The sequence below is a fragment of the Amycolatopsis tucumanensis genome, assembly GCF_021654135.1.
Taxonomy (GTDB): domain Bacteria; phylum Actinomycetota; class Actinomycetes; order Mycobacteriales; family Pseudonocardiaceae; genus Amycolatopsis_E; species Amycolatopsis_E tucumanensis.
Map to the genome: position 1 here is coordinate 34,302 of NZ_JAKGSD010000025.1, position 26,474 is coordinate 60,775.

At 73.5% G+C, this 26,474-nt stretch carries 25 protein-coding genes and 1 riboswitch; of the genes, 7 read left to right on the plus strand and 18 right to left on the minus strand.

All coding sequences use genetic code 11. The annotated features are described in order from the left end of the window. Nucleotides 1–57: 57 nt before the first annotated feature. From L2C96_RS23765 to L2C96_RS23785, 5 genes are all read right to left on the minus strand, one after another. Nucleotides 58–1,236 carry a 4-hydroxybenzoate 3-monooxygenase gene (locus tag L2C96_RS23765; RefSeq protein WP_237337817.1) on the minus strand — a complete coding sequence of 393 codons (1,179 nt, stop codon included), beginning with the start codon at nucleotides 1,234–1,236 and terminating at the stop codon, nucleotides 58–60. A 403-nt stretch (nucleotides 1,237–1,639) separates the two neighbouring features. Continuing rightward, the gene (locus L2C96_RS23770; protein ID WP_237337818.1) at nucleotides 1,640–2,107 is read right to left on the minus strand and encodes a DUF6292 family protein; all 468 of its coding nucleotides are present in this window, start codon (nucleotides 2,105–2,107) and stop codon (nucleotides 1,640–1,642) included. A gap of 69 nt (nucleotides 2,108–2,176) precedes the next feature. Further along, complete coding sequence (locus L2C96_RS23775; RefSeq protein ID WP_157358693.1) at nucleotides 2,177–3,031, minus strand: hypothetical protein; 855 nt, start codon at nucleotides 3,029–3,031, stop codon at nucleotides 2,177–2,179. Further along, on the minus strand, nucleotides 3,028–6,636 hold the full coding sequence (gene metH / locus L2C96_RS23780) for a methionine synthase (RefSeq protein ID WP_237337819.1): 3,609 nt from the start codon (nucleotides 6,634–6,636) through the stop codon (nucleotides 3,028–3,030). The genes L2C96_RS23775 and metH overlap by 4 nt, the downstream gene beginning before the upstream one ends. Nucleotides 6,637–6,651: 15 nt before the next feature. Further along, nucleotides 6,652–6,729, minus strand: a riboswitch (S-adenosyl-L-homocysteine riboswitch). Nucleotides 6,730–6,788: 59 nt separating this feature from the next. Further along, on the minus strand, nucleotides 6,789–8,447 hold the full coding sequence (locus L2C96_RS23785) for a hypothetical protein (RefSeq protein ID WP_237337820.1): 1,659 nt from the start codon (nucleotides 8,445–8,447) through the stop codon (nucleotides 6,789–6,791). A gap of 487 nt (nucleotides 8,448–8,934) precedes the next feature. Here L2C96_RS23785 and L2C96_RS23790 point away from each other — a divergent pair, with 487 nt between their 5' ends. Continuing rightward, on the plus strand, nucleotides 8,935–9,942 hold the full coding sequence (locus L2C96_RS23790) for a zinc-dependent alcohol dehydrogenase (RefSeq protein ID WP_237337821.1): 1,008 nt from the start codon (nucleotides 8,935–8,937) through the stop codon (nucleotides 9,940–9,942). A gap of 2 nt (nucleotides 9,943–9,944) precedes the next feature. On the opposite strand, the gene L2C96_RS23795 is transcribed toward L2C96_RS23790, so the two are convergent. The 5 genes from L2C96_RS23795 to L2C96_RS23815 all read right to left on the minus strand — a co-directional run bounded on the left by L2C96_RS23795 (nucleotide 9,945) and on the right by L2C96_RS23815 (nucleotide 14,258). After that, nucleotides 9,945–11,078 (minus strand): winged helix DNA-binding domain-containing protein, encoded by a 1,134-nt coding sequence (locus L2C96_RS23795; protein WP_237337822.1) that lies wholly within the window; start codon nucleotides 11,076–11,078, stop codon nucleotides 9,945–9,947. Nucleotides 11,079–11,104: 26 nt separating this feature from the next. Beyond that, complete coding sequence (locus tag L2C96_RS23800) at nucleotides 11,105–12,148, minus strand: enoyl-CoA hydratase/isomerase family protein (protein ID WP_237337823.1); 1,044 nt, start codon at nucleotides 12,146–12,148, stop codon at nucleotides 11,105–11,107. Then, a complete protein-coding gene (locus tag L2C96_RS23805; protein ID WP_237337824.1) occupies nucleotides 12,145–12,792 on the minus strand; it encodes a TetR/AcrR family transcriptional regulator in 648 nt (215 codons plus the stop codon). The genes L2C96_RS23800 and L2C96_RS23805 overlap by 4 nt, the downstream gene beginning before the upstream one ends. Before the next feature lie 79 nt (nucleotides 12,793–12,871). Continuing rightward, nucleotides 12,872–13,633: a 3-hydroxyacyl-CoA dehydrogenase gene (locus tag L2C96_RS23810; protein WP_237337825.1), complete on the minus strand. Its 762-nt coding sequence runs from the start codon at nucleotides 13,631–13,633 to the stop codon at nucleotides 12,872–12,874. 106 nt (nucleotides 13,634–13,739) lie between these two features. Beyond that, nucleotides 13,740–14,258: an NUDIX hydrolase gene (locus L2C96_RS23815; RefSeq protein WP_237337826.1), complete on the minus strand. Its 519-nt coding sequence runs from the start codon at nucleotides 14,256–14,258 to the stop codon at nucleotides 13,740–13,742. Between L2C96_RS23815 and L2C96_RS23820 the strand changes: the two genes are divergently transcribed. Further along, nucleotides 14,257–14,544 carry a hypothetical protein gene (locus L2C96_RS23820; RefSeq protein WP_237337827.1) on the plus strand — a complete coding sequence of 96 codons (288 nt, stop codon included), beginning with the start codon at nucleotides 14,257–14,259 and terminating at the stop codon, nucleotides 14,542–14,544. The genes L2C96_RS23815 and L2C96_RS23820 overlap by 2 nt on opposite strands. Before the next feature lie 47 nt (nucleotides 14,545–14,591). Here L2C96_RS23820 and L2C96_RS23825 read toward each other — a convergent pair whose 3' ends face one another. Both L2C96_RS23825 and L2C96_RS44635 read right to left on the minus strand, forming a co-directional pair. Then, entirely contained in the window at nucleotides 14,592–14,801 is a 210-nt protein-coding gene (locus L2C96_RS23825) for a hypothetical protein (RefSeq protein WP_020420535.1), read from the minus strand. A gap of 74 nt (nucleotides 14,802–14,875) precedes the next feature. Continuing rightward, a complete protein-coding gene (locus tag L2C96_RS44635) occupies nucleotides 14,876–14,998 on the minus strand; it encodes a hypothetical protein (RefSeq protein ID WP_272883148.1) in 123 nt (40 codons plus the stop codon). Between the two features lie 203 nt (nucleotides 14,999–15,201). On the opposite strand from L2C96_RS44635, the gene L2C96_RS23830 reads away from it, so the two are divergent. After that, nucleotides 15,202–16,644 (plus strand): aminotransferase class I/II-fold pyridoxal phosphate-dependent enzyme, encoded by a 1,443-nt coding sequence (locus tag L2C96_RS23830; RefSeq protein WP_237337828.1) that lies wholly within the window; start codon nucleotides 15,202–15,204, stop codon nucleotides 16,642–16,644. A 6-nt stretch (nucleotides 16,645–16,650) separates the two neighbouring features. Here the strand turns inward: L2C96_RS23830 and L2C96_RS23835 are convergent, their stop codons facing one another. Both L2C96_RS23835 and L2C96_RS23840 read right to left on the minus strand, forming a co-directional pair. Beyond that, the gene (locus L2C96_RS23835) at nucleotides 16,651–17,304 is read right to left on the minus strand and encodes a response regulator transcription factor (RefSeq protein ID WP_237337829.1); all 654 of its coding nucleotides are present in this window, start codon (nucleotides 17,302–17,304) and stop codon (nucleotides 16,651–16,653) included. After that, nucleotides 17,292–18,413 (minus strand): sensor histidine kinase, encoded by a 1,122-nt coding sequence (locus tag L2C96_RS23840; protein WP_237337830.1) that lies wholly within the window; start codon nucleotides 18,411–18,413, stop codon nucleotides 17,292–17,294. The genes L2C96_RS23835 and L2C96_RS23840 overlap by 13 nt, the downstream gene beginning before the upstream one ends. A 109-nt stretch (nucleotides 18,414–18,522) precedes the next feature. Between L2C96_RS23840 and L2C96_RS23845 the strand changes: the two genes are divergently transcribed. Then, the gene (locus L2C96_RS23845; protein ID WP_237337831.1) at nucleotides 18,523–19,044 is read left to right on the plus strand and encodes a YceI family protein; all 522 of its coding nucleotides are present in this window, start codon (nucleotides 18,523–18,525) and stop codon (nucleotides 19,042–19,044) included. Nucleotides 19,045–19,058: 14 nt separating this feature from the next. On the opposite strand, the gene L2C96_RS23850 is transcribed toward L2C96_RS23845, so the two are convergent. The 3 genes from L2C96_RS23850 to L2C96_RS23860 are packed head-to-tail and all read right to left on the minus strand — an operon-like array spanning nucleotide 19,059 to nucleotide 21,831. Then, nucleotides 19,059–20,069: an ABC transporter permease gene (locus tag L2C96_RS23850; protein ID WP_020420541.1), complete on the minus strand. Its 1,011-nt coding sequence runs from the start codon at nucleotides 20,067–20,069 to the stop codon at nucleotides 19,059–19,061. Beyond that, nucleotides 20,066–20,713, minus strand: a complete 648-nt coding sequence (locus L2C96_RS23855) for an ABC transporter ATP-binding protein (RefSeq protein WP_020420542.1) — start codon at nucleotides 20,711–20,713, stop codon at nucleotides 20,066–20,068. The genes L2C96_RS23850 and L2C96_RS23855 overlap by 4 nt, the downstream gene beginning before the upstream one ends. A 17-nt stretch (nucleotides 20,714–20,730) precedes the next feature. Beyond that, entirely contained in the window at nucleotides 20,731–21,831 is a 1,101-nt protein-coding gene (locus tag L2C96_RS23860) for a polyprenyl synthetase family protein (RefSeq protein WP_237337832.1), read from the minus strand. Nucleotides 21,832–22,187: 356 nt separating this feature from the next. Between L2C96_RS23860 and ispH the strand changes: the two genes are divergently transcribed. Genes ispH through L2C96_RS23875 form a run of 3 tightly spaced genes read left to right on the plus strand, consistent with a single transcriptional unit; the run spans nucleotide 22,188 to nucleotide 24,842 of the window. Continuing rightward, nucleotides 22,188–23,477, plus strand: coding sequence for a 4-hydroxy-3-methylbut-2-enyl diphosphate reductase (gene ispH, locus L2C96_RS23865; RefSeq protein WP_020420544.1), 1,290 nt, complete (start codon nucleotides 22,188–22,190; stop codon nucleotides 23,475–23,477). Continuing rightward, nucleotides 23,474–24,520, plus strand: a complete 1,047-nt coding sequence (locus L2C96_RS23870) for a terpene synthase family protein (RefSeq protein WP_237337833.1) — start codon at nucleotides 23,474–23,476, stop codon at nucleotides 24,518–24,520. Before ispH ends, L2C96_RS23870 begins: the two co-directional genes overlap by 4 nt. Nucleotides 24,521–24,539: 19 nt before the next feature. After that, nucleotides 24,540–24,842 carry a hypothetical protein gene (locus L2C96_RS23875; RefSeq protein WP_237337834.1) on the plus strand — a complete coding sequence of 101 codons (303 nt, stop codon included), beginning with the start codon at nucleotides 24,540–24,542 and terminating at the stop codon, nucleotides 24,840–24,842. A 624-nt stretch (nucleotides 24,843–25,466) separates the two neighbouring features. Here the strand turns inward: L2C96_RS23875 and L2C96_RS23880 are convergent. Then, on the minus strand, nucleotides 25,467–26,243 hold the full coding sequence (locus tag L2C96_RS23880) for an adenylate/guanylate cyclase domain-containing protein (RefSeq protein ID WP_237337835.1): 777 nt from the start codon (nucleotides 26,241–26,243) through the stop codon (nucleotides 25,467–25,469). Between the last annotated feature and the right edge of the window lie 231 nt (nucleotides 26,244–26,474).

A 26,474-nucleotide genomic window follows, 5' to 3' on the forward strand; every position in this document is an offset into this window, starting at 1 on the left:
CGCGAGTTTCGTTACGGGGCAGCCTGCCACGCCGCGTGGATCACCGCACGGGATTGGTCAGAAATCGGCGGCTTTGCCGATGTAGATCTCGCTGAACGCGGCCGCGGCGGCGGGTGATCCGAGCAGGCGGCGCAGGCGGGCCTGTGCCAGCCGGGCGCGGAACGGGTCGGCGGGCGGGTCGACGGTGGAGCTGTGGAAGATGTCCGACAGCCACTGCGAGAACTCCTGGTACTGCCACACGCGGGCCAGGCAGGTGTCCGAGTAGCGGGCCAGCGGCCCGTCGTCGCCGCCGTAGTGGGCCTCGATCGCCTCAGCCAGGTGGAACGCGTCGTGCAGGGCGAGGTTGAGGCCCTTCGCCGCGATCGGCGCGACCAGGTGCGCCGACTCGCCCGCCAGGAACAGCCTGCCGCGGCACATCGGCTCGTGGACGTAGTTGTGCATGTCGAGGACGCGTTTCTCGATCAGCTCGCCCTCGACGAGCGGGCCGTCCGGCACCCCCAGCCGCTGGTGCAGCTCGGACCAGACGCGCTCGTGCGGCCAGTTGTCCTCGGAGTCGCCGGGCGGGCACTGCAGGTAGAAGCGCGTGACGGTGGGGGTGCGCGCCATGTGCGCGGCGAACCCGCGGGGGTGGATGCCGAACAGGACGCCGTCCGCACTGGGCGGCGCCTCGGCGAGCAGTGCCAGCCAGCCGATGCCGTAGTCGTGGGTCAGCAGGTCGCCTGCGAGGTGACGCCGCGTGACGCCTTGGGCGCCGTCGCAGCCGGCGATGAAGTCACAGCCGAGCCGGCGGGCGGTGCCGTCGGCGGCGGTGAAGGTGACCGACGGCGTGGCCGATTCGATGTCGTGCAGGGCCACGTCCCGGACCCCGAACTCGATGTCGCCGCCCTTGTCGGCGTAGTGCGCGACCAGGTCGGTGACGAGCAGCTGCTGCGGGTAGACGAAGTGGCGCTGGCCGGCCCACTGCTCGTAGGAGAACGGGTGGCGGCCGTTTTCGAACCGGAACTCGAAGCGGCCCTGGCTCGGCGCGGTGGACAGCAGCTTGTCGGCCAGTCCGCGCTCGTCGAGCGCGCGCACGGCCCACTCCTCGATGAACCCGGCGCGCGGGCGGGCCTCGATGAAGGCGCGGGTCTGCTCCTCGAGCACCACGCAGTCGATTCCCCTGTCCCGCAACACGTTGGCGAGCCCCAGCCCGGCGGGCCCGGCCCCCACGACGACGACCCCGGTACGCGCGACCACGATTCCTCCCCAGGTGGTGGCGATTGCGGCAGTGTGCCGGAAAGTGCCCAGCACTGCAACGGTTTCCGGCGCGCTCGGGCGCCGGTGGCGGCCGCGGGGGTGCCGTGCCGGGGGTGTCGCCTGGGTCAGGGCCCGGGGTGCGCATCGGAGAATGCCGCCCCGTGGCAGCGAGCCACGGTGCCGCGCCAGAAGATGCCCCTTGGGTCAGCGGGCCGGGGGCCCTACCGGTAGATGCGCCCGGGCCAGCGAGCCGGGCTGCCGTACTGGGAGGTGCTGCCTGGCTCAGCGGGCCTCCGTGCCGAACCAGAAGGCGCCACCCCGCTCAGCGGGCCGCAGTGCCGAAGCAGAAAAGTGCCGCCAGGTCGTCGCGGCCGGGGTGTCGAACCGAACAGTGCCGCCCGGGTCAGCGGGCCGGGCCGCGGCGCGACTGCTCGACGGGCTGGCCGGGCCGCTGCACGGGCCGGTCCTGGTACGGGATCGCGTAGGTGGCCAGGTGCTGGCGGACCGCGGCGCTGTCGGTGGTGCCCGCGGGTGCCGCGTCGGGGGCGCGGCCCTCGAAGACCTCGGCCACGAACCGGGCGACTTCGGCCGGTGGCGGCAGCAGCTCGGCGCCGTAGTAGCGGACCACGCTCAGCTCGTGCCCGGCCGTGGTCTCGATCGCCACCGCCCAGCCGTCGTGCTCGTTCCACACCAGGGCCGTGTCCTGGGCGGGGTGGTCGCGCAGCCGGTCGTCGAGCGCGAGGTAGGCGTACGCCGGCGGCGGGTCCAGGTGGGCGTAGTAGGCCTCGCCGCTGCAGCCCAGCTCCTCGGCGACGGTGTTGACGTATCGACGCAGCCCGGAGGCCGCCGCGTGCTCGTATTCCAGATGCATCTCACGCCCCGTTGAGTGAGTAGTCGGCCGTGTGGGCGGACTACCACCTGACCGGGTGACCAAAACCCCTCAACCGACCACGCCGAGTCCCGTCGCCGCGTGGACCTCCAGCCGGACGAACCGCTCCTGTGGAACCGCCTCGACGGCGAAGTAGTCCGGCCGATCGCTCTCCAGTGCTTCCGGCTCGAGCCAGGTGAACGCCCGCAGCGCGCGGGACGCCGCCACCACGGCGTCGTGGGAACTCATCGACGTCCCGCCCACCGACGCGGCGACTTCGACCGTCCCGCTCGGCCTCCGTCTGGGTTCACCCACCTCGACGTCGTCCTCGGCGGGGAAGACCTGCTGCCGCAGGGTGCGCGCGACCCGCCGGACCCGCTCCCGGGCCGCGATGGCATCCGGTTCCGAGAGCTCGGCGACCACCAGGACCTGCACGGTGGTCGCGGCCTTCAAGGCGTCCAGGAATTCACGGCTCTCCTCCTCGGTCAGCCCGAGGGGCTCGACGCCGTCGAGGTCCGCGCCCTCCATCCCGAACGGGTCCCGCCCCCGCCCCACGTACACCGACAGGTCAGCCCCGGCCGGTGCTTCGATCCGCGCGTCGGGCACACACGCGAGCGGCCTGCCACGGGACTCGGTGATTTCGAGCAGTTCCGGGGGCACCCCGATGACGGGGAGCTGCGACCTGGCAACGCGCTGGATCGCGTCGAGCGTGCTTTCATCGGCACTCGTCCGCGTGCGGACCGCCACCCGCGCGTAGTAGCTGCCCGGCTGATCCCCGTCGACCGGGCCGACCTCGATCCCCCAGGCCCCGAGGTCGGCGACCAGCCGCCGGCACCCGTCCATCGCGGCGGCCAGATCTCGCGCGCGGAACCACAGCTGCAGGTCGGTGACCACATCCGTGTCGCGGAGCTCCTCGGAGATCATCACTCCGCGGGATCGTAGTCCAGGTTGGGCCGCAACCACTTCTCGATTTCCGGCTGTGGCAGTCCGCGTCGCCGGGCGTAGTCGGTCACCTGGTCGCGTCCGAGGCGCCCCACGGTGAAGTAGCGGGACTCCGGGTGGGCGAAGATCAGCCCGCTCACGCTGGCCGCCGGGGTCATCGCGAACGACTCGGTGAGCCCGAGGCCCAGGTCCGAAGCCCGCAGCAGGTCGAACAGCTCCCGCTTCTGGCTGTGGTCCGGGCTCGCCGGGTAGCCGAGCGCGGGGCGTATCCCGCGGAACCGCTCGGCGTGCAGGTCCGCCAGCGACGGCTGCGCGTCCGGCTCGAACCACTCCCGCCGGGCCTCCAGGTGGATGTACTCGGCGAACGCCTCGGCCAAGCGGTCGGCCAGCGCCTTCACCATGATCGCGCGGTAGTCGTCGTTCTGGGACTCGTAGTGGCGGGCCAGCTCCTCGGCCCCGTGCACGGTCACCGCGAACCCGCCGAGGTGGTCCCCCGCCGGGGCCACGTAGTCGGCCAGGCAGCGGTTCGCGCGTCCGTCCGGTTTGGACGTCTGCTGGCGCAGCATCGGGAACCGCACACCGTTTTCCAGCACGATGTCGTCGCCCTCGCTGTGCGCGGGCCAGAAGCCGTAGGCGCCGCGGGCCTCCAGTAGCTCCTGCGCGACGATCTCGTCGAGCAGCGTGTTCGCGTCGTCGAACAGCTCGCGCGCCACCGGCTGGTCCAGGATCGCCGGGTACTTGCCCTTGAGCTCCCACGCCAGGAACAGGAACTGCCAGTCGATCATCTCGCGCAGCGCGGGCAGCCCCGGCGAGACCGTGCGCACCCCGGTGAACGACGGCACCGGCAGGTCGTCGAAGGACACCCGCTCCGGGTTGGCGCGCGCCTGCTCCAGCGTGAGCATCGGGCGGCGCTGCTTGCCGGCGTGCTGCTCGCGCAACCGTTCCTGCTCCGCGCGGTTCGCCGTGTCCAGCGCCGCCGCGCGGTCGGTGTCGAGCAGGTCCGACACGACCCCGACGACCCGCGACGCGTCCAGCACGTGCACCGTCGTGTGGTCGTACGCCGGCGCGATCCGCACCGCGGTGTGCTGCCGGGACGTGGTCGCGCCCCCGATCAGCAGCGGGATCTTCAGCCCGCGCCGCTGCATCTCCGTCGCGACCGACACCATCTCGTCCAGCGACGGGGTGATCAGCCCGGACAGGCCGATCGCGTCGGCGTTCTCGGCGACCGCGGTGTCCAGGATCTTCGCCGCGGGCACCATCACGCCGAGGTCGATCACCTCGTAGTTGTTGCAGCCCAGCACGACGCCGACGATGTTCTTGCCGATGTCGTGCACGTCGCCCTTCACGGTGGCCAGCACGATCTTGCCCTGGCCGCGCTCGGTGCTCACCTGCCCGGACCGGCGCAGCTCCTCCTTCTCCGCCTCCATGAACGGCTCGAGGTAGGCCACCGACCGCTTCATCACGCGCGCGCTCTTGACCACCTGCGGCAGGAACATCTTGCCCGAGCCGAACAGGTCGCCGACGGTCTTCATGCCGTCCATCAGCGGGCCCTCGATGACCTCCAGCGGCCGCGCGAAGTTCTGCCGCGCCTCCTCGGTGTCGTCCTCGATGTAGTCGACGATGCCGTGCACCAGCGCGTGCCGCAGCCGCTCGGCCACCGGCGCCTCGCGCCACGACAGGTCCACCACCCGCTTGCGGCCCTGGCCGCGGACCGTCTCGGCGAACTCGACCAGCCGGTCGGTGGCGTCCTCGCGGCGGTCGAACAGCACGTCCTCGACCAGTTCCAGCAGGTCGGCGGGGATGTCCTCGTAGACGGTGAGCTGGCCGGCGTTGACGATGCCCATGTCCAGCCCGGCGCGCACCGCGTGGAACAGGAACGCCGAGTGCATCGCCTCGCGCACGACGTCGTTGCCGCGGAAGGAGAACGACAGGTTCGAGATGCCGCCGCTGGTGCGCGCGCCCGGGCAGCGCTGCTTGATCAGCGGCAGCGCCTCGATGAACGCCTTGGCGTAGCCGTTGTGCTCGGCGATGCCGGTCGCGACGGCCAGCACATTGGGGTCGAACACGATGTCCTCGGGCGGGAACCCGGCCTCGCGCGTGAGCAGGTCGTAGGCGCGGGCGCAGATCTCCACCTTGCGCTCGGTGGTGTCGGCCTGGCCCTTCTCGTCGAAGGCCATCACGACGACACCGGCGCCGTAGTCGCGGATGCGGCGGGCCTGGCGCAGGAACTGCTCCTCGCCCTCCTTGAGGCTGATCGAGTTGACCACGCCCTTGCCCTGCACGCACTTGAGCCCGGCCTCCAGCACGCTCCACCGCGAGCTGTCGACCATGATCGGGATGCGGGCCACCTCCGGTTCGGTGGCGATCAGGTTGAGGAACGTCGTCATCGCGTGCTCGGAGTCGAGCAGGTCGGCGTCCATGTTGACGTCGAGCAGGTTGGCGCCGCCGCGGACCTGGTCCAGCGCGACGTCGACGGCGGCCTGGTAGTCGCCGGACTCGATCAGCCGCCGGAACTTGGCCGAGCCGGTGACGTTGGTGCGCTCGCCGATCATCACGAACCCGGTGTCCGCGCCGATCTCGAACGGCTCCAGCCCGCTGAACCGGGTGCTGGTGCGCGGCGGCGGCACCTCGCGCGGGGCCGCGCCGGACACCGCCTGGGCGATCTTGGCGATGTGCTCGGGGCCGGTGCCGCAGCAGCCGCCGACGATGTTGACCATGCCGCTGCCGGCGAACTCGCCCAGCATGCGGGCGGTCTCGCCCGGAGTCTGGTCGTAGCCGCCGAAGGCGTTGGGCAGGCCGGCGTTGGGGTGGCAGGCGACGTAGGTGCCCGCCAGCCGGGACAGCTGCTCGACGTGCGGGCGCATCTCCTCGGCGCCCAGCGAGCAGTTCACGCCCACGACCAGCGGGTCGGCGTGCTCGATCGCGCTCCAGAAGGCCTCGACGGTCTGGCCGGACAGGGTGCGGCCGGACAGGTCGACGATCGTCACCGAGATCCACAGCGGCAGGTGCGGGGCGACGTCGCGGGCCGCGGCGATGGCGGCCTTCGCGTTGAGGGTGTCGAAGATCGTCTCGATGAGCAGCAGGTCGACGCCGCCCTCGGCCAGTGCGGCGATCTGCTCGGCGTAGGCGCCGCGGACCTCGTCGAAGGTGACCGCGCGGTAGGCGGGCTCGTCGACCTTCGGGGAGAGGGACAGGGTGACGTTCAGCGGCCCGATGGAGCCGGCCACGAACCTGCCGCCGGCTTCGTCGGCGGCCTGGCGGGCCAGCTGGGCGCCGCGCACGTTCATCTCGCGGACGAGGTGCTGCAGGCCGTAGTCGGCCTGGCCGATGCTCGTCGCGGTGAACGTGTTGGTCGTGGTGATGTCCGCGCCCGCGGCGAGGTACTGCCGGTGCACGTCGAGGATCAGGTCGGGGCGCGTGAGGTTGAGCAGGTCCGGGTCGCCGGTGACGTCCTGAGGGTGGTCGCCGATCACGTCGCCGCGGTAGTCGGCCGGGGTGAGGCCCGCGCCCTGCAGCATCGTGCCCCAGGCGCCGTCGAGGACGGCCACCCGGTCGCTCAGGATCTCCCGCAGAGCCTTCGTCGTGTCCACCGGCGCCCTCCCAACTGTCGGGAGGCGCCCTTGTTGCGGTTCACGGGGGCCGAGCGTGGCGGACCTGGGTCCGTTGCAGCGCCTCTCGGCCTGGCGAACACAGTACTGGACGCCCCTCCGCGGCACCAAAACCGTTCCCGCGATGTGGACCGTCAGCCGAGAGCGAAGCGCGTCAGGTTCGCCGCCACCGGTTCGGCTTCGCCGGTGTTCCGGCGCGCCGCCGCGGTGAGGACGTCCAGGTGCTGGTACCCGGGCGCCAGCACGGTCTCCCCCGTCGCAGGCTCGCCGCGGGGCGCGATCAGGCCGTCGCCGGCGAGGAGGTTGATCGTGGGGTGCGCCGTGATGCCCTCGGGGTGCCGCACGTGGGCGCGGATCTCCGCCGCGCCGGCCTGGCTGATGTCGGTCACCAGCTTCGACGGGAAGTACTGCTCGGTGAAGTCCAGCGGGTGCTCGGCGAGGCTGCGGGCCAGGTCGGCGATCGCGGTGACCTCCTTCGCCGGGGTGGTGAACGGCGCGCCATGGCGGTCGCGCGCCACGGTGGCGTCGATGTCGTCGTAGTCGCGCCACGTGTAATCCGCGGACGGGTCCACCGGCACGGCCAGCGGGTCGACGCCGAGCGCGCCGGTCGTCCCGGCCGGCTCGTGCGGCAGCGGGAAGTCCTTGTCCGCCACCGGACCGCCGCCAAAGAAGCCTGTGCTGGCCTGCAGGAACGCCAGCGGCTGCGAGTTGTCGTCGAGCAGCGCGCCCAGCGCGGTCGCGTTCGTGATGGCGAAGTCCCGGATCGACGGGATCCCGGTCGCGAACGTCACCGCGTCCCGCGAGAACAGCAGCCGGTAGGTGGTCTCCAGGTTCGCGTTCGACGGGAGGTAGGACGCCAGGTCCGACGGCCCGTCCGGGTCGACGTCGGCGGCCAGCCCGGCCACTCCGAGCAGGTTCATCGTCTCCGCGTTGATCAGCACCGGCAGGTTCAGCGCCCGCGGCAGCAGCCCGGACGCCAGCCCGGCCTGCGTCGCGGCGTAGCCGAGGTCGTCGGCGCCGATCGCGTCCGGCAACCCGCTGAGCGAACCCAGCGACGTGGAGATCGCCGAGTCGAGCGCGAAGTAGCCGGCGCACTGCGTGTGACCGGGTGTGCCGTCGAAGTCCCACGACGCGAAGAACCCGGTGAGCGTCCCGCCCAGCGAGTGCCCGCCGCACAGCACCTTCGACGCCCGCACGGCCGGGTCGGGCAGCTCGCGGACCATCAGGTCGTACTGGTCGCGCAGCGTCTGCTCCAGCCCGAGGTGCGCGAGCCAGCCCAGGCGGTCGTTGCCGAGGTAGCCGGCGAACCGCCTGCCGCCGACCTCGGCGCCGCGGTAGTAGTAGCCGACGGCGACGTGCGGGTCGCGGGCGGCGAGCCCGGCCGCGAGCCCGGTGTGGTCCTCCAGGCAGTTCGACCGCCGGTCCAGGGCCCAGAACTCGATGTGCCGCCCTTGCCGCGCGGCGTTCCGCACGGTGTGGCGGGCCAGGTTGTCGAACGCCCCGGCGCCTTCGAGCACCCCGGGCTGGGCGATCAGGATCCGGTCCGCCCGCGCGGCGTCGGCGGGACCGGCGGCATCGCGGTACCGCAGGTAGGACAGCCAGTCGCACGCCTCCGGGTGCGGGCCGGCCGAATCCGGCAGCGGCACCCGCACCCGCACCACCGACTCGGCGACCGTGGTGACCGGCGAGCTCGTCACGACCGGTGCCTCCGTCCGGTCGGCCGCCGCCGCGGCGGTGATTCCCGGCACGGACGAGATGAGCAGCGTCGCGGCCACAACCAGGGGAAATCGCACGAAACGCGAGGCTAGGAGCCCGGCGGCGGGCGCGGCAACGGCCGGCGCGGAACTTGTCACCGCGATGCGGAATCGACGCGTCGTGGTTGGCACCAGGCGGGAATCCCGATCGGCGAACGGCCGAGAAGACCGGATGCGGGTGACGGCGCGGCGGCCCCGGGGTCACCGGGGCGCTCGCCGGGCAGATCGCCCAGCACCGCGGCCGCCGGTCACAGCGCGGAACAAAGAACGGCGGGCCGGCTTCCCCAAGCCGGCCCGCCGTCGGAGACCGCCTGCCCTGTGGCCCCGACCGGCCGGGCATCGACCTCCCGCGGGCGCCATCCCCCGACGGAACCCGCTTTCCCCGCCGTGCGGTGCCCCGAGCACCCGCACGTGCTCCTCCAGTATGCGCCCGGGAAGACCGTTCCTGGCAAGGCGGAAGTCCTCAAAGTGAGGACTTTGTGCCCATTGCCGTCCACAGTGGATCTTCCCGGCTAGGCTCGGGGCCATGCGCGCGTTCGTGGTCACCGCTCCCGGCGAGGGCGGCGTGGTCGAGGTCGAGCCGCCGTCCGCCGCGCCGGGCGAGGTGGTCGTCGCCGTGGCGCGGGCCGGGATCTGCGGCACCGACGCGGAGTTCTTCGACGGCAGCATGCCCTACCTGCACGACGGGCACGCCCGGTATCCCATGCGGCTGGGGCACGAGTGGTGCGGCACGGTCGTGGAATCCGGCGACGGCGTCGACCCGGCCTGGATCGGCAGGCGGGTCACCGGGGACACGATGCTCGGCTGCCGCGCCTGCCGCCGGTGCCGCGGCGGCCGCCAGCACCTGTGCGAGACCCGCACCGAGATCGGGATCCGCGGCGGGCGGCCGGGCGCGCTGGCCGAACGCCTCGCCGTGCCGGTGACCGCGCTGCACCCGCTGCCGGACGCGGTCGGGGCGGCCGCGGGGGCGATGGTCGAGCCGGGCGGCAACGCGCTGCGTGCGGTGCGCGGCGCGGATCCGCGCCGCGGGGACCGGGTGCTCGTCCTCGGCCCGGGCACGATCGGCCTGCTGTGCGCGATGTTCGCCCGCGCGGCAGGCGCGGAGGTGCACCTGCTGGGCGCCACCGCCGCGTCATTGGAGTTCGCCCGCTCGCTCGGTTTCCGCGACGCCTGGTCCCCGGACCGCTTGCCGGGGCTGCCGTTCGACGCGGTGATCGACGCGTCCGGGGCGCCGGAGCTGCCTGCCAGGGCGGTGGAACTGGTCGAGCCGGGCGGCCGGGTCGTCTACATCGGCCTGGCCGGGCGGCCGAGCCTGCTCGACACGCGCCTGCTGGCGTTGAAGGACGTCACCGCGGTCGGCGTGCTCTCGGCCTCCCCCGGCCTGGCCGGGACGATCGAGCAGTACGCCAGCGGCGCCGTCGACCCGGTGCCGCTGGTCGCCGCGACCGTCGGGCTCGGCGAAATGGCCGCGGTGCTCGCCGGCGACCGGCCCGCGGGCGGCGCGCCCAAGATCCACGTCGATCCGCGCCGCTGACCTCAGGCGTGCGCGCCCACGGTGACCGGCCCGATGGTCAGCCGCGGCTCGCGACCGAGGACCTCCCCCAGCCGGGTCACCTGTTCGTCCAGCTCGCGCCGGTGCGCGGCGCTCAGCGTCGTGAAGGGTTCGACGGTGAGGTGGACCGCGCGGCCGGAGCGGCGCTGGTGCCACACCCCGCCTGCCACGCCGTTGACGAGCAGCACCGGGAAGTTGCCCGCCTGCCCGCGGGCGAGGCACCGGTGCGCGGCCGCGCCGGGGAAGAGCAGTTCCCGCGGGAAGCTGCCGACGACGTGGGCGTCGAAGAGTGGCAGCAGCCGCAGCGCGGGCGCCGTCCGCCTACCCGGCAGGGTGTCGTCGGCGTTCAACCACATGCGCTCGCCGTCGAGGTCGACCGGGCGCAGGCCGGCGCGGGCGAACAACGCCGACGCCCACTCCACCGGAGCGGACAGCCATCGCGCGAAGTGCTGGGGCGTGGCCGGTCCGTAGGCGTGCAGGTAGCGGGCGAGCACGCCGGTCAGCGCGGGTTCGGTCTCTTCCGGCCGGAACCCGGGCAGCCACCGGCGCGGGCTGGTGTAGGTGACCTGCCGCCCGCGGTCGCGGCCGAAGCACAGCGCGCCCCGGTGCGCGGCCGTCGCCAGTGCCTGGCGCCAGCGCGGCCAGAACCCCTGGAACGCCGGCATGACGAGGTCACCCGCCCACGGGCCGACACGGTCGACGACCGCGCCGGTGAGTTCGTCGGCGGTCAGTTCGGCGTCGGCGAGCGCGTCCGCGACGGCCTCGACGATCCGGTCGGTCTGCTCGTCGGTGAGCCGCACCGCGGACGGCATGGTCGAACGCTGCGGGACCGCGGGCAGCGCACCGGTCCACAGCGCCAGATCCCGCGCCGGCAGCAAGTGCACAGTGCCGCGCGGGCCGAACGTGCGGATCAGCGTGTGGTCGGCGACCGCATCGCGAACGTCGTCCGCGGTGCCGCCGGTGCGCAGGGCGACCGACACCTCCGCGGCGGTGCGGACCTGGGCGTGCGCGCCGCACATCGCGGCGACGGCGTCCGCCGGGCTCGCCGCGGGGCGGGACAGGAAGTGCCGGTCGAGGCGGCGGGCTTGGACGGCGGTCCACGAAACGCGGTCGGTCATGACGGGAACGCTAGGCGGCAAAGCGGTCAGAAACCGTCCTCGATGGCGTCGACCAGGCCCCAGTCCAGCGCCGTCACCGCGCTCAGCGGCCGCCCGGACAGCGCCGGCCACAGCGTGCGCCACCGGCCGATCCGGCGCGGCACGCTCACCGTGCCGCCCGCGCCGGGGATCAGGCCCATCGCGACCTCCGGCAGCCGGAACACGGTGTTCGCGTGCGCCACCACGCGGCCGGCGAACGCCGCCAGCTCGATGCCCGCGCCGACGCACGCGCCGTGCACGCGCACCTCCGCGCGCCCGGCGATCGCGTGCAGTGCCCGCGCGGCTCCGGCCCTGGTGCGGAGGAAGTGCGCGGTGACCAGGTCCGGGGTGGTGCCGAACTCGTCGAGATCGCCGCCCGAGCAGAACGCGGGACCGGCTCCGTCCAGCACGACCCGGCAGTCCTCCACCGCAGCGGCCCGCAAGGCGCCGGCGAGCGCGTCCCGCAGCTCGCGGCCGTAGGCGTTGCGGCGGTCGGGCCGGTTGAGCGTCACGCGCAACAGGTCGCCGTCGCGAGCCAGGAGCACCGGCGGTTCAGTGGCGGGCGGCGGCAGTGGCCGGTTCCCGCGCCCGCTCAGCCAGCGCGCGAACTCCGGCCCGCCGAGCAGCGTCGAGTAGGCGAACGACTCGACGTCCAGCGCGGCGGCGACGTCCAGGCGTCCGCTGGCCCGCAGCACCTGGCTCAGCACCAGCGCCGCCTGCGGGTTCGCCTCGGCCGCCTGCCGCAGCACCTCCGCGTCGCCCGCCGGGTCGTCGCTCGCCGCGAACTGGGGGCCGCTGCCGCAGCCGTCGGCCGCGAACGTCAGGTCGAGGGCGTCGGCCAGCGCCCAGCGCTCGTCGTCGACCGGGCGGCAGGCGACACCGACCAGGATCCGTTCGCACGTCCGCGCCGCCCGCGCGGCGGCTTCGACGACGTCGGCGGGCACGGGCTCGTCGAGGTCGACCACGACCAGCGGCCGCCGCACCTGACCGGCGTCGTCCAGGAGCGGGTCGTGCGCGGCGCCGTCGGCGAGAGCGGCGATCCCCACGGTCATGCCGAGCGGGCCCTCCGCCGCGCCCGTGCCGCGGGCCGCTTGTGCACGCCGACCGTCATCAGCGCGATGTCGACGTAGCGCTCGGCCAGCTCGTCCGGCGACAGCGGGCCGCCGTCCGGGTGGTACCAGCGGCCGATCGACTGGAGCATGCCCAGCAGCGCCCGCGCGGTCTCCGCGGGCCGCTTCGCGACGAACAGCCCCTCGGCCACCCCGTCGGAGACGATCCGCGCGACCAGGACCTCGATCTCCTTGCGCCGCGCGGCGTACCGCTTGCGGTTGGCCGGGGACAGGTGCCGCAGCTCGAAGTCCAGCGCGGCGAGCCGGGTGCGGTGCGCCATGTGCAGCACGATCGCCTCGACGGCGTTGACCAGCCGCAGGTCCGGCCGCTCGCCGGCCTCCTCGACGGCCTGCCGCACCCGCCAGTCGAGGTCGCTCGTGGCCTCCTCGACGAGCGCGGTGAACACGCCTTCCTTGTTCTCGTGGTGGTAGTACAGCGCGGGCACCGTCTGGCCGACCCGCCGCGCGATGTCCCGCACGGGGGTGCCGTGGAAGCCCTGCTCGTAGAAGGCTTCCAGGGCGGCCGCCAGGATCGGGGTCAGTTCGAGCGGTCCGTACTCCCGCCACGCGCCCGCGGGTCGCGTCATGTCCAGCCCATCGAAGAGGTCACCGGAAAACGATAACGGGCGGCGGCGGCGGGCCGGGGCGCCGCCGCCGCGTGCCGGGTCAGCGCGGGGCCATGCGGATGGCGCCGTCGAGGCGGATCGTCTCGCCGTTGAGCATCGGGTTCTCCACGATGTGCCGGGCCAGCGCCGCGAACTCGGCAGGGTCGCCCAGCCGCGAGGGGTGCGGCACCTGAGCGCCCAGCGACGCGATCGCCTCCTCCGGCAGGGTTGCGAACAGCGGCGTGTGGAACAGCCCCGGCGCGATCGTCACGACGCGGATCTTCAGGCTCGCCAGGTCCCGCGCGATCGGCAGCGTCATCCCGACGATGCCGCCCTTGGACGCCGAGTAGGCGGCCTGCCCGATCTGCCCGTCGAACGCCGCCACGGAGGCGGTGTTGACGATGACGCCGCGTTCCTCGCCCACCGGCTCGGTCTTGGCGATCCGCTCCGCGGCCAGCCGGATCACGTTGAAGGTGCCGACCAGGTTGACGTTGAGGACCTTGACGAACGCGTCCAGCGGGAAGGCGCCCTGCTTGCCCACGGTCTTGTGCGCGTTGCCGATGCCCGCGCAGTTGACCGCGATCCGCAGCGTGCCCAGCGCCTCCGCCGCGTCCAGCGCGGCGGAAACCTGGGCCTCGTCGGTCACGTCGGCCGCGGCGAACACCACCCCGTCGCCCAGTTCCTTGGCCACTGCCTCGCCCTGCGACGAGGGCAGGTCCACGATGACGACCTTCGCGCCCTTGCCGTGCAGCTCCTTGACCGTCGCCAGCCCGAGCCCCGACGCGCCACCGGTCACCAGCGCGACCGCGTTGCCGACCTCCATGTCGCAACACCCCTTCCGTTCGCCCGTCCCGGCCGCCGCCGGAACCTTGCTTAGCGCACGTTAAGGGAGATCGACCGCGCGGGGAAGGCCCGCGGGGCGGATGTCTTCAGCCGCGGGACTCCACGGCGAGCGCGATCAGGTCCGGCATCCAGTCCGCGCTCGCGCCGAGCAGCGCCTGCGCCTCGGCGACCGCGGCGAGGCGGACCTCCACCACCTGCTCGCCGTCGTCGGGATTGCCCGGCTCGCCGACGATCTCCACCTCGGCCGCGCACCACAGCCACGCCTTCTCCGGGTGCGGCTGGTGCGGGCGGTAGGGCTCGGGCCGGTCGCTGACGCAGTGGTGGGCGCCGATCCACCGCAGCTCGCCGGTCAGGCGGGCGCCGGCCTCCTCGGCCAGTTCGCGGGCGACGCACTCGCCGATGCTCTCCCCCGCCTCCCGCGTCCCGCCGGGCAGGAACCAGCCGTACCGCCCGTCGCGGCACACGACGATCCGGTCGCCGACGAAACCGGCGACGTGGATGTTGGTGACCAGCTCGTCGGCGGGCGCCGCGGTGGAGAACACCGCGTCCAGACCGCCCCACTCCCAGCGTTGCGGCGCGAACAGCAGCGGGCGGTCGATCTTCATGGACCGGATCGTACTGGCCCGCCGCGGACGGTCAGGCCAGGTTCTGCCGCTCGCCGTCGCCGAGTGGGTGTCCAGTGCGATCCGCGCGACGGGGGTGGCCAGGCCGGTGAGCTTCGCCGCCGAGCAGGGATCGACCGACTTCTGCCCGGGCTCGGAGGAGTTCGTGGGCCGCGCCATCGCCGCGGGCCGCCGCGACGACCTCGTGCTCGCCATCAAGGCGGGCCCGCTGGAGCAGGTGGTAGCCCTCGCGCGGGGCGGCAGGCGCGACGACCCCCGCGGATGGTGAGGCCGTTGTTGATGACCGCGCGGATCGTCCTGGCCCGCCGCGGCCGGTCAGGCCAGGTTCTGCCCGGCCCACTGGCTGCGGATGCGCCGCCAGGCCAGCGCGTAGGGCTCGGCCGGATCACCCGGCCGGACGATGCCGTTCGCGACGTCGGAGCGGGAGCGCGCGAGTTCCCGCTCGGCGAGCGAACGCGGTACGTGGAGCACTTCGACGATCTGCCAGAAGAGCTCGCCCGGCCCGGCTTCGGTCCCGTCCGCCATGCTCGCAGAATGGCGGCTCCCGCCTGCCTCCGCCACCGCAACGCCGGATTCCACGCGATCGGAACCCGGCCGGGTCACGAGACGGCCTCCTCCACGACCCCCTCGGCAGCCGACGTCACCTCGTCGGCCTGCAGTTCGGACCAGTCGAGCCCGATCGCGGCGACCACGTCGTCGAAAATGGGTGTCCGGTCGCTCATCGCGCGCCCGGAACAGGCTTGGCACACATACGTTCCCCTCCAGCGTCGTGCACAGCCACGGCGAGGTCGGAAATTAACACGCGGCCAGCAGTGGCCGCCACGCGGAATCCCATGAACGGGGGACACCTTTCCGGGGGTGGGGACGGAGTTTGCCGTTGGCCCCCAGGGGGAATCCCCGCCGCGTGGATCATGCGCAGGCACCGGTGATCGAAGCCATCCAGCGGTACCGCGAGCGCGGTCACCTGGGGTTCATCCCGCCCGGGCACAAACAGGGGCGCGGCATCGACCCGCGGCTGGCCGAGGTCGTGGGCCGGGACGTGTTCGCCTCGGACATCATCCTCATGAACGGCCTCGACGACCGCCGCATGTCCCAGGGCGTGCTGGCCAAAGCCGAGGAGCTGATGGCCGACGCGGTGGACGCCGAGGAAGCCTACTTCTCCACCTGCGGCAGCTCGCTGTCGGTGAAGAGCGCGATGCTCGCCGTCGCCGGGCCGGGCGACGAGCTGCTGGTGTCCCGCAACGCGCACAAGTCCGTGGTGGCCGGGCTGATCATCAGCGGCGTGCGCCCGGTGTGGGTGCACCCGCGGTGGGACGGGCGGTTCCACCTCGCGCACCCGCCGGGGCCGGAGGACGTGCGGGACGCCTTCGCCGCGCACCCCGGCGCGAAGGGGATGTTGCTGATCACGCCGACCGACTACGGCGGGTGCGCCGCGATCCGGGAGACCGCGCGGGTGTGCCACGACCACGACGTGCCGCTCATCGTGGACGAGGCGTGGGGCGCGCACTTCCCGTTCCACCCGGACCTGCCGTCGTGGGCGATGGACGCCGACGCCGACATGTGCGTCACCAGCGTGCACAAGATGGGCTGCGGCCTGGAGCAGGGCTCGGTGTTCCACCTGCGGGGCGACCGGATCGACCCGCAGGCGCTGGCGTCACGGGCGGACCTGCTCGGCACGACGAGCCCGAGCGCGCTGATCTTCGCGGGGCTCGACGGCTGGCGGCGGCAGATGGTGCAGCACGGTGAGGAGCTGCTGGGGCGCGCGCTCGAACTGGCCGCGTCGGTGCGAGCGGAACTGGCCGCGATCCCCGGGATCCGCGTGATGGAGCGGGACGACCTGGTCGGGCCGCGGCTGGCCGACGACCACGACCCGCTCAAGATCGTGCTGGACCTCGTGGAGCTGGACCGGTCCGGCTACGACGCGAGCGAATGGGTGCGTGAGCACCACCGGCTCGACATGGGACTGTCCGACCACCGGCGGATGGCAGCGCAGATCACGATCGCCGACGACGAGGAGACCACCGGACGGCTGCTCACCGCGATCCGCGACCTAGCGGAGCGTGCCGGCGAAATCCGACCCGCCAAACCGGTCGACCTGCCCGAGCCGGGCGAACTGGAGCTGGAGCAGGCGATGCTGCCGCGCGACGCGTTCTTCGGCCCCACCGAGGACGTGCCGCCGGAGGAGGCGATCGGGCGGGTGTGCGCGGAGGTGATCAGCCCGTACCCGCCGGGGGTGCCCGCGGTGGCGCCGGGCGAGGTCATCACCCGGCCCGTGGTGGACTACCTGCTGAGCGGTCTCGACGCCGGCATGTACCTGCCCGATCCGGCGGACCCGCAGCTGAAGACGTTCCGGGTCGTCCAACGCTGAGGCGCCTCAACAGAAACCGGCGTCGTGCGCCATGAGCGCGATCTGGGTCCGGTTGCCCGCGTCCAATTTGGACAGCACCCGGGTGATGTGCGCTTTGACGGTCGCCACGCTGAGGAACAGCTCGGCGGCGATCTCGGCGTTCGTCAGTCCACGACCGACGCCGAGGGCGACCTCGTGCTCGCGTGGGCTGAGCGCGGCGAAGGCGGCGCGGGCGCGTTCGTAGGACCCGGCTTCGACCGCGGCCCGGTCCATGAGCCGTCGCGTGATGCGCGGGGACAGGATCGGATCTCCCGCGGCCACGCGGCGCACGGCGTCGGCGATCTCCGCGGGCGGCGCGTCCTTGAGCAGGAACCCGCTCGCCCCGGCGCGGAGGGCGCGCAGCACGTTCTCGTCGGTGTCGAACGTGGTCAGCACGACGACTTCGGGCGGGTTCGGCCGCGCGCGCGTCCGGTGCGTGGCGAGGATCCCGTTCAGGCGCGGCATCCGGATGTCCATCAGCACGACGTCGGCGGGGTGCGCGTCAAGCGCGGCCGGCACTTCGTCGCCGTCGCCGGCCTGCCCGACCACGACGATGCCCGGCGCGCCGTCGAGCATCATCGTCAGGCCGGACCGCACCAGGGCGTCATCGTCGACGATCAGCACGCGGGTCACGCCGGCCACGGCAACTCCGCCGCCAGCCGGAACTCCCCCGCCACGGCACCGTGGTCCAGCCGCCCACCGGCCAGCCGCACCCGCTCGGTCAGCCCCACCAGCCCGATCCCGCCACCCGGCCCGGGCGCGGCGCCGGACACCGGGTTGGACACCACGATCCGCAGCCGCGCGCCGGGCGCGCCACCGAGCTCGACGCGGACCGGGCTGCCCGGGGCGTGCTTGCGCGCGTTGGTCAGCGCCTCCTGCAGCACGCGGTAGGCCGTGCGGCCGGTCGTGCCGGGCACCGCGGCCGTGTCGAGCGTGTCCCGCACCTCGACCGGCGTGCCGACCGCGCGTGACTCCTCGACCAGCTCGGACAGCCCGGCCAGCGTCGGCAGCGGGCCGTCCGGGTCCTCGTCGGTGTCCCGCAGCAGCGCGATCACGTCCCGCAGTTCGTTCAGCGCCTGGTGCACCGTGGCCCGGATGACGCCGGCCGCCTGCGCGATCCGTTCCGGCGAGCTGTCCGGCCGGTACTCCAGCGCCCCGGCGTAGGTCGCCAGCAGCGACAGCCGGTGCGCGAGCACGTCGTGCATCTCGCGGGCGATGCGGGTGCGCTCGGCCGCGCGGGCCTCGGCGATGCGGCGGCCCTGCTCGGCCTCGGCGCGGCGGGCGCGTTCGGTGAGCGACAGGATGAGCTGGCGGCGGGCTTCGGCGAGCGCGCCGCCGCCGACGAGCGCGGCGTGCCCGAGGACCACGAGCACGACCCACCACTCGTAGGGCAGGCCGGGCGTCGGCCGCCACAGTCCGCGCACGAGGTGGCCGGCGACACCGGCCGTGGCGACCCCCACCGCCACGGCCAGCGGACCGCGCCGCGCGATCTGCACGACGCCGATGCTCGCCGGCGGCGTCGCGGTCGGGACGAACGCGGTCAGCACCATGAGCACCACCGCGGAGGGCACCGGCCACCGGAACAGCAGCGGCACCAGCGCGCAGCCGAGGACGCCGACGACGAGGTCCGCGACGAGCGGCGCGCCCCGGACACCCGAGACGATCTCCCCCGCCGCCGTCGCCGCGAATCCCGCCGCGGCGGCGACGGTCAGCGCCGTCCTCCCCCGCTCGCAGAGCAACTCGCCGTGCACGTGGAGGAGCGTACGGGTGCGGGAGCCGGGACGACCAGCGACCAAAGTCGACATCGGTCGACACCGTCGGCCGGCGCGCGGCTGGTGGATCTCCGCCAGACTGGCGGCCATGACGGCTTCCAGCACGATCGAGATCCCCGCCGCGGGCGCCTACCGCATCGACGCCACCGGCTCACGACTGTCCTTCACCACACGGCACTTCTTCGGCCTCGGCCCGGTGCGCGGGACGTTCCGGCTGCGCGAGGGCCGGGTGACGGTCGCCGATCCGGTGACCGAGTCCGGGGTGGTGGCCACCATCGACGCGGCGAGCATCGACACCGGCAACGTCACCCGCGACCGCACGGTGCGGTCCGGGCAGTACCTGGAGACCGACCGGCACCCCGACATCGGGTTCGCGTCGACGGCGGTCGAGCGGGACGGCGCGGGCTGGGTCCTGCGCGGCACGCTGACGGTGCGCGGCACGAGCGGCCCACTGGACGTGCACGTCGACTCGGCGGTCACCGAGGGCCCGCGGCTGCGGGTGCGGGCGCACAGCCGGGTGGATCGCTACGCGTTCGGCGTGACGGCGATGAAGGGCATGACCGGTCGCCACCTCGACCTGGAGCTGGAACTGGTCGCCGAGCGGGCTTGATCCGCTCCCGAGCGTCAACCACCTGGCGCCGCGCTGGCCGAGCCGAGCGATTTCTCCGACAGCGGCAGCCATTCCGGCATCCGCAGCGGCGCGGGCTGCTCCGTGCACACCATCACCGGCCCGCGCCGCGACTCCACCTCCAGCGTCCCGTCCGACCGCAGCCGCACCGTCACCACCGCCGCCTCCGGCTCGCCGGGGCCGCCCGTGTGCCGCGAGTGGTCCTTGGTCCGCAGGTAGAACGCGCCCAGCCCGAACGCGGCGAACACGAGCAGCCACAGCGGCCCGAGCATCAGGTACCCGAACGACGCCGAGTCGGTGAACGTGGCCGCGACCCCGCTCTGCATCGGCCCGTACGTGGGCAGGAACCGCAGCACCGCCTGGTCCTTGCCCGGGTTGATCACCGGGTTCTGCACCATCACGTCGACCAGGCTGACCATGATGATCACGAACATCCCGGCCAGCTCGGTCGGCACCGCCACCCCGAGCGCCACGCCGAGCCCGCCGTAGGTGAGCCCCGCCGACAGCAGGCTCAGGAACAGCATCCCGCCGGATCGCGGATCGCAGTAGAACCCCATCACGATGCTCGCGTAACCGGACACCACGGTCGCGACCAGCACCAGCCCCGCCAGTTTCGCCAGCAGCAGCACCGGCCGCGGGAACCCGGCCAGCACCAGCCGCTGGTCGAACTCCCGCGCCCGCCGCACCGACGCGAACAACATGAACCCGATGATCAGCGTGAGCGCGTTCAGCGCGCCGGAGATCAGAGCGAGCTCGCTCGCGTCGACCGTGATCGGCGCGGGCGCGATCCGCGACTGGTACTCGATCGGCCGCGACGGGATCACCGTGCGCACGATCGCCAGCCAGCACGGGATGAAGAACACCACCAGCAGCAGCGCCAGCCGGTTCCGCGCGTGCTGCGCGACCTCGAACGCGATCGCCTTGAGCAGCGCGGCGTGCCAGGTCGTCGAGTCCGCGATCCCGGCCTGCCAGCGCCGTGCCCGGTCCACCAGCTCACCGACGGTCATGACGCGGCCTCGAGTTCGGCGCCGGCCATCGCGTCGGTGGGCTCGACCTGGCCGCGGGTCAGCCGCAGCAGCCGGTCGAACCGTTCGGTGTCGTGCGCCAGGTGCGAAATGACGAGCACCGACCGGCCCTGCGCGCGCAGCTGGTCGGTCAGCGTCCAGAACGTCAGGTAGTTCTCCCAGTCGAACCCCTGGTACGGCTCGTCCATCAGCACCACGTCCGGGTCGTGCATCAGCGCCAGCGTCAGGTTGAGCTTCTGCCGCGTGCCACCGGAGAGCACCCCGGCGCGGACGTGCCGGAACGGGGTGAGCCCGAGCCGTTCGGCGACCGACTCGGCCACCGTCAGGTCCTCCAGGTGGTAGGCGCTCTGGAAGTACCGCAGGTGCTGGCCCACGGTCAGCTCGTCGTTCACGACGATCCGCTGCGGGCAGTAGCCGAGCCTGCCGCGGTGCACCACTTCGCCGCGGTCCGCGCGCAGCACCCCGGCGAGGATGCGCAGCAGGGTGGACTTGCCCGCCCCGTTCTCGCCGAGGACGCCGAGCAGCTCGCCGGGCCGCAGCCCGAACTCGACGCCCCGCAGCACGTGGCGCGCCCCGAAAGACTTGTGCAGGTTCACCGCCTGCAACACGTAGTCCGATTTGGACACCGGATCTCCCTTCCCGGTCAGCGGGTGCGGCGGGTGGCCTGGCGCACGAGCTCCGCGCAGGCGCGGCGGGCCGTCGCGGGCAGGTCCGCCGCCTCCAGCGCCGCGAGCGCCTCGCGCGCCCTGGCCTCGATCAGCTCGCCGACCGCGTCCTCCGCGCCGGTGTCGGAGATGACGGCCCGCAGCCGCGCCGCGCCGTCGGCGTCCAGTTCCGGATCGCCGTGCAGCCGCCGGATCACCTCGCGCTGCCCCGGCCGGGCGCGCCGCCAGGTCAGCGCCATCAGCACGGTCTGCTTGCCCTCGCGCAGGTCGTCGAGCACGGACTTGCCGGTGGTGCCGGGTTCGCCGAACACCCCGAGCAGGTCGTCGCGCAGCTGGAACGCCTCGCCGAGCGGGCGGCCGTAGGCGGTGCACCAGCGCAGCAGATCGGGGCCGCCCCCGGCGAGCGCGGCCCCGATCTGCAACGGCCGTTCCACGGTGTATCCGGCGGTTTTCAGGCGCAGCGCGCGCCAGGCGCGGTCGAGCACGTCCTCGGTCCACTCGCCACCGAGGTCGAGGTACTGGCCGACCATGACCTCGCTGCGCATCGCGTGCAGCACCGGCGCGGCCCGCCGCAGGTCGTCCTCGTCCAGGCCCGCGGTCAGCAGCATTTCGTCGGCCCAGGCCAGGCACAGGTCGCCGAGCAGGATCGCGGCGTTCACCCCGAAGCGCGCGGCCGCGCCGGGGTCGTCGCCGTGGTAGCGCGCGGCGAGCCGGCGGTGCATCGAGGGGCGGCCGCGGCGCAGGTCGGAGCCGTCCATGACGTCGTCGTGGATGAGCGCGAAGGAGTGGAACAGCTCCAGCGCCGCGCCGACCCGCGCGACCGCTGCGCCGGCCGGGTCACCGCCCGCGGCGAGCCATCCGCAGTGGCAGAACAGGGGGCGCAGCCGCTTGCCGTCGCGGACGAACTCGCGCAGCAGGTCGACCAGCGGCGGCAGGCAGCGGTCGGCCGGATCGCGGGACTGCGCGTCGAGGAACTCGCCGAGGACGGCGTCGACCTCCTCCCGAGCCCGGCCGAAGTCCGGTTCCGCCGGGGCGCGCGGTCGCGGGGGTGCGGTCACATCGGCGAGCCGAGTCGACATGAATTCTCCTCGATTGCTGGGGAAAGACGCGGTCGGAGAAGTAGCACCGGAGCGGACGGGTGAAACGGCGAATTCGCCGCACCACACTTCCGGGAGCCGGGGCCGACCTTGTGAGCGAGCATTCGGGTTTCCTCATCGCGGACGGTGAACAACCCAGCGGCGCAATGAACCCGTTGCGGCGCAACGGAAACAAAAACTCGTTCGAATGAAGCTGCGCCGCGGGCTTGAAACCGGACCCGCGCTTCGGGCACCGTTGAGTTGTCCGGCGATCACCGGAAACCCGAAATCCCTTGTCTGCCAGCGTTTTCCGCTGCGCTCGCACCGCCGCCCGAAATGGGCGGAACAGGAGGAACCGCATGACCGTCCCCATCCGCACCGGGAAAGTGGTGCCGCTGTTCGCCGCGCCCGGCGCCGATGTGCTGGTACCACACGAGATCCGCTGGCGTGACGGCACCGAACCGTGCCCGGCTGCTCCCCTGCTCGCCGGGGGACTGCGCCGCCGCGGGCTGCGGGTCGCCGACGGGGTCGTCCTCGCCGGATCGGGCCCGCCACCGGGGATCCCGCCCGGCGGGCGAGCGGCCTTGGCCCCGGACTGGGCAGGCGCGCCTGCCGGTCCGCCGGGGCCTGCCCTCGGAGTGGGACACCTCAACACCGGGAACCTCCGCCCGGGACACGGCGAGGCCATCCGTGCGGAGCTGGCCGCGGCGGCCCAGGCGATGCGGCCGCGCGTGGTGCTGCTGGCCGCGCCGCGCTCGTTCTGCGCGGGTGTCGAACGGGCGATCCGCACCGTGGAGCGGGCGCTGGCCGAGCACGGCCCACCGGTCTACGTGCGCAAGCAGATCGTGCACAACACCCACGTGATCGACGACCTGGCCGCGCGCGGCGCGGTGTTCGTCGACGAACTGGACGAGGTGCCGCGGGGGCAGCTGGTGATCTTCTCCGCGCACGGGGTGCCGCCGTCGGTGCGCGCGCACGCACGGGAGCGAGCGCTGCGGGTCGTCGACGCGACCTGCCCGCTGGTGTCGAAGGTGCACGCCGAGGCGCGGCGCTTCGCGGGGCGCGGTGACACGGTGGTGCTGATCGGGCGCCACGACCACGAGGAGGTCGTCGGCACCGCGGGCGAGGCGCGGGAGTCGACGGTGGTCGTGGAGACCGCGGGCGACGTGGCGGGGCTGCGGGTGCCGGATCCGTCGCGGGTGTCCTACCTGACGCAGACGACGCTGGCGGTCGACGAGACGGCCGAGGTGGTCGACACGCTGCGGGAGCGGTTCCCGGCGCTGCGCGGGCCGCGGTCGGACGACATCTGCTACGCCGCGACCAACCGGCAGGCCGCGGTGCGCGCGGTGCTGGACGAGGCGGACCTGCTGCTGGTCGCGGGCTCGGCGAACTCGGCCAACTCGCGGCACCTGGTGGAACTGGCCCACCGCCACGGGAAGCCGGCGCACCTGGTCGACCGGTGCGAGGACATCCGGTTCGCCTGGCTGCGCACCGCCGCCACGGTCGCGGTGACGGCGGGCGCCTCGGCGCCGCCCGAGCTGGTGGACCGGCTGGTCGCGGCGCTGGGCGGCCTCGGCCCGGTGACGGTCGAGGAGCGGGTCACGGCGGTGGAGACCGTGCGGTTCGGCGAACCGGCGGTCCCGTCGTGACCACCGTCGAGCTGCGGCCGTTATACTGCCCGGTCGAGTCGCGGATCCACCCCGACGTCGAGCTGATCGAGGAACGCGCCATCGCCTGGCTGGACCGGGTCCGCTTCTACCGCGACGAGACCGAGCGGATGCGCGTGGTGGGCACGAACAGTGCCGAGTTCTACGCCCGCTTCGCCCCGGACGGGATCACGGAGAACGTGGAGGCCGCGGCGCGCTGGGTCTACTGGGGTTTCGCGTTCGACGACGCCCGGTGCGACTCGGGTGAGTACGCGCACTCGCCGCACGAGTTCCTGGTGATGGCCGGGCAGGTGCAGCGCGCGCTGGAGACCCCGTGGCACCCGCTACCGGACGGCGATCCGCTGGTCCTGGCGCTGCAGGACATCGGGCGCACGTTCGCGGCGTGCGCGACGCCCGTGCAGGTGCGCCGTTTCGCCGACGCCCACCGCGCCTGGCTGTTCGGGGTGGCGTGGCAAATCGCCTGCCAGGGCCGCGGGCGCATGCCGGACCTGGCCGAGTACACCGCGATCCGGCTGAACAGCGCGGGCGGGCCGCCGACGCTGGCGATGCTCGAAATCGCCGCGGGGCAGGAGGTTCCGGCCGCGGAAATGGATTCACCTGCGGTGCGGGCGCTCACCGAGATGACGATCCTCGTCGCCTCGTGGGACAACGACCTGCACTCCTACCGGAAGGAGGAAGAGGAGGACCAGACCGGCATCAACCTGATCAACGTGCTGCGCGCGCGGCACGGGCTCGGCGCGGAGGAGGCCGTGGCGCGGGCCTACGCGCTGCGGGACCGCGTGATGAGCCGGTTCCTGCTGCTGCGGTCGGAGGTCGCGGCCCGGCCGGTCAGTGATGCGCTGCGGACCTACCTGGACGGGCTGGGCCACGCGATCCGCGGCAACACCGACTGGGCGCTGCGGGTGCCGCGCTACCACGGCTACACCGGCCCGGGCGAGGACCCGCGCTGGGCCGACGCGCCGTCGGACCCGTGTCCCGACCCAGTGCCCATCCCCGCCATCGCCTGGTGGTGGGACTTGCTGTGAACACACTCGTGGAGGAGTCATGAAGCGAAACGTCATCCGGAGCCTGATCGCCGTCGCCACCCTCGGCTCGGCGCTGGCGCTCACGCAGGTGCCCGCATCCGCCCAGGAGACCGGCTCGGCGCCGGCACCCATGCAGGCGCCCGCATCCGCCCTGGAGGCCGGCTGGGCGCCGGTGCAGGACCTGGGCAGCGCCTACTTCTGCCAGGCCGCGGGCATCGCCGGGCAGACCTTCGGCCGCTGGCAACCCGGCGACTGGCGGTGCGTCGGCCCGGTCCTGTGGGTCCGCAACGACCCCCTCCTCGCCGGCGGCGCCCCAGCGTGAGCCCTCGCCCCGTCGGGGCTGGTGAGGTGGGCTCGGTCGGCGGCCGGACCTGATCGCGCGAGGCCGGGCCTGATCAGGTCACGCCCATGCCGAGCCAAGCCAAAGCCAAGCCAAGCCAAGCCAAGCCAAGGAGGATCCCACCCCGAGCAATCCGGACAAACCCCTTGCGGCCCCCCGCCCTCGGCGGCTCCGCCGCACGACGAGACACCACCTCGGCGGCTCCGCCCCACGACCGGCAACCACCTCGGCGGGTCCACCCCACGACGGGGCACCACTTCGGCGGGTCCACCCGCTGTGGGGGCCACCCTCGGCGGCTCCGCCCTACGACGGGCCTCCGCCGTCGGCGGGCCCACCCCACCACGGGCCGCCCCCTCGGTGGGGCCACCCTCAGTGGGTCCACCCCACAACTGGTCGCCACCCTCGGTGGGGCCACCCTCGGTGGGTCCACCCCACAACTGGTCGCCACCCTCGGTGGGGCCACCCTCGTGTGGCCGACCCTCGGTGGGGCAACCTCACGACGGGCCGCCGCCCTCGGCGGGTCCGCCCCATGACGGTCCGGTTCCGGGCCGCGACAAGGCCGGTGGGCGCCGTGTCCCCATCTGCGGCGTCCACCGGCCGCCGGTGTCAGCGCGGCTCGACCGCGAAGATCTCCAGGTCCCGGGGCGTGCCCTTCGCGCGGAACCAGCGTTTGCGGCGCACCTCGAAGCGCTCCGGGTCGAGCGCCTCCCGCACCGGGGCCGAGATCAGGACCTGCCCGCCGCCCGCGGCGTCCGCCACCCGCGCGGCCACGTTGACGTCCACGCCCAGGTAGTCGTGCCCCAGCTTGCGCGGCGTCCCGGCGTGCAGGCCCGCCCGCAGGCTCGGCCGGTGCCCGGAGATCTCCAGCTCGGCGACCCGCGCACACGCCTCGACCGCCGCCTCGACCCCGGCTTCCGGCTCGGCGAAGACCGCCATCAGGCCGTCGCCGAGGCGTTTCACCACACGGCCACCGCGGCGGGTGATCTCGGGCTCGCTCACGCGCCCGACCTCGCGCAGCAGGCGGAGCGCGGCGTCGTCCCCGGCTTCGAGCGCCCACGTCGAGAAGCCCACGAGGTCGGTGAACAGGATCGTGATTTCGGCAGTCTCGGTTGCGCGCCGGGAATCGGTGAACGCCTGCCACACCTGGACCGCGGTCAGGCCCAGCTCGCGGAGCACGCTCGGCTCCGGGTTGTCGGCCAGGGCGCGCGCCAGCCGGTGCGATGGGAGCCGACCGGCGGTGGACAGCGGGTCGCCCATCTCGCTGTCGCCGGGCGCGAGCCGCCGCACGAACCGCGCGGTGCGGAGCAGGCTCTCCCGCCGGTCGACCTCGCGCAACGCCTGGCCCAGCCTGCTGCGGCGGCCACCGGGGGCCTCGTCGGTCACCGGCCCAGAATAGAGTCCGACGATCATCCCCCGCGACGCGTCAGCAATCACCCCCACCTGCTACGGCGAACCACCACGGCCTCGCCCGTGACCAGGCGGCCAGGACAGCGACCCGCGATCCCACCACTCACCCAGCGGCCCACGATCACCCCCGCGACGCGTCAGCCGTCACCCTCCCCACCTGCTACGGCCAGCCACTACGGCCTCGCCGGTGACCAGGCGGCCAGGACA

Excerpts from the sequence above, each read along its gene's own strand:
- L2C96_RS23770 (WP_237337818.1), bottom strand. The coding sequence starts at position 2,107 with ATGCATCTGGAATACGAGCACGCGGCGGCCTCCGGGCTGCGTCGATAC.
- ispH (WP_020420544.1), top strand. The coding sequence starts at position 22,188 with ATGACCGTCCCCATCCGCACCGGGAAAGTGGTGCCGCTGTTCGCCGCG.
- L2C96_RS23815 (WP_237337826.1), bottom strand. The coding sequence starts at position 14,258 with ATGAAGATCGACCGCCCGCTGCTGTTCGCGCCGCAACGCTGGGAGTGG.
- L2C96_RS23860 (WP_237337832.1), bottom strand. The coding sequence starts at position 21,831 with ATGTCGACTCGGCTCGCCGATGTGACCGCACCCCCGCGACCGCGCGCC.
- L2C96_RS44635 (WP_272883148.1), bottom strand. The coding sequence starts at position 14,998 with ATGAGCGACCGGACACCCATTTTCGACGACGTGGTCGCCGCGATCGGG.
- L2C96_RS23825 (WP_020420535.1), bottom strand. The coding sequence starts at position 14,801 with ATGGCGGACGGGACCGAAGCCGGGCCGGGCGAGCTCTTCTGGCAGATC.
- L2C96_RS23810 (WP_237337825.1), bottom strand. The coding sequence starts at position 13,633 with ATGGAGGTCGGCAACGCGGTCGCGCTGGTGACCGGTGGCGCGTCGGGG.
- L2C96_RS23805 (WP_237337824.1), bottom strand. The coding sequence starts at position 12,792 with ATGACGCGACCCGCGGGCGCGTGGCGGGAGTACGGACCGCTCGAACTG.
- L2C96_RS23800 (WP_237337823.1), bottom strand. The coding sequence starts at position 12,148 with ATGACCGTGGGGATCGCCGCTCTCGCCGACGGCGCCGCGCACGACCCG.
- L2C96_RS23795 (WP_237337822.1), bottom strand. The coding sequence starts at position 11,078 with ATGACCGACCGCGTTTCGTGGACCGCCGTCCAAGCCCGCCGCCTCGAC.
- L2C96_RS23790 (WP_237337821.1), top strand. The coding sequence starts at position 8,935 with ATGCGCGCGTTCGTGGTCACCGCTCCCGGCGAGGGCGGCGTGGTCGAG.
- L2C96_RS23820 (WP_237337827.1), top strand. The coding sequence starts at position 14,257 with ATGGACCGGATCGTACTGGCCCGCCGCGGACGGTCAGGCCAGGTTCTG.
- L2C96_RS23850 (WP_020420541.1), bottom strand. The coding sequence starts at position 20,069 with ATGACCGTCGGTGAGCTGGTGGACCGGGCACGGCGCTGGCAGGCCGGG.
- L2C96_RS23875 (WP_237337834.1), top strand. The coding sequence starts at position 24,540 with ATGAAGCGAAACGTCATCCGGAGCCTGATCGCCGTCGCCACCCTCGGC.
- L2C96_RS23845 (WP_237337831.1), top strand. The coding sequence starts at position 18,523 with ATGACGGCTTCCAGCACGATCGAGATCCCCGCCGCGGGCGCCTACCGC.